We start from the raw sequence: 877 nt of genomic DNA, 5'->3' as shown, positions 1-877 counted from the left end.
TCGCGGCCTCGACCGAAGCCGGGGTCGAGACGCGTTACGAGCGCGATCCGATGGGCCGATTGCTCGCGCGAAAGATCGGCAACGCCGCCATCGAGCAGTTCTATTACGACGCGCGCGGGCGGCTCGTCACCGCCAAGGGCGGCGGCGCGGTAACGCGTCTTCATTACGATGATGCTGATAACCTGATTGCGGAAGAGCAGCACGTTCATCCGTCTTTCCGGGGCAGCTATTCGACCGTCACGCGTCACGAATACGACGTGCTCGGCAATCGCACGAAGACCACGCTGCCGAATACGCGCACGGTCGACTGGCTGCGCTATGGTTCCGGCCACGTTCACGGCGTTCTCGTCGACGGCAAGCCGTTGGTGGACTTCGAGCGCGACAAGCTGCATCGGGAGGTGAAGCGCACGCATCGCAGCTTCACGCAGACGCGCGAGTATGACCGCGTGGGACGGCTCGCCCAGATGTCGGTGCGTCATGCGACGAGCGTCAACCTGCTCGATGTGCTTGCACGGCGCACGTATCAGTACAGCGCGGCGGGCCACCTGACGCGCATCGAGGATCACGCGCGCGGCGTAACCGACTATACCTATGACCCGCTCGGGCGCTTGCTCAAGTCGGTGACGCCCGATCTGACCGAAATCTTTGCGTTCGATCCGGCGGGCAATCCTGTCGATCCGGAGAAGGTTCCGCCGCGCCCGGTCGTGGAGACGGATGCAGAGCGCGCCGAGCGGCACGCGCGGGAACGCGCCGAAGACGAAGCGTGGCTGCGCGCGAATCCGGGCAAGCCGGCGCGCTCACAGTGGGATCAACGCCGCTCCGACGATGATAAGAAGCTTCATGCATGGGAACAGTCGTTGCCGAAGTGCATCGGCAA

1 pseudogene is annotated in these 877 nt (G+C 64.4%); it reads left to right on the top strand.

From position 1 onward, the window contains the following. Positions 1–877 (top strand): annotated as a pseudogene (locus NCR93_RS31640) (RHS repeat-associated core domain-containing protein); the annotation flags it as partial.

It is taken from the genome of Caballeronia sp. ATUFL_F1_KS39 (genome assembly GCF_023630985.1).
GTDB classification, from domain to species: Bacteria; Pseudomonadota; Gammaproteobacteria; order Burkholderiales; family Burkholderiaceae; genus Caballeronia; species Caballeronia zhejiangensis.
This window is presented reverse-complemented; position numbering and strand designations above follow the sequence as displayed.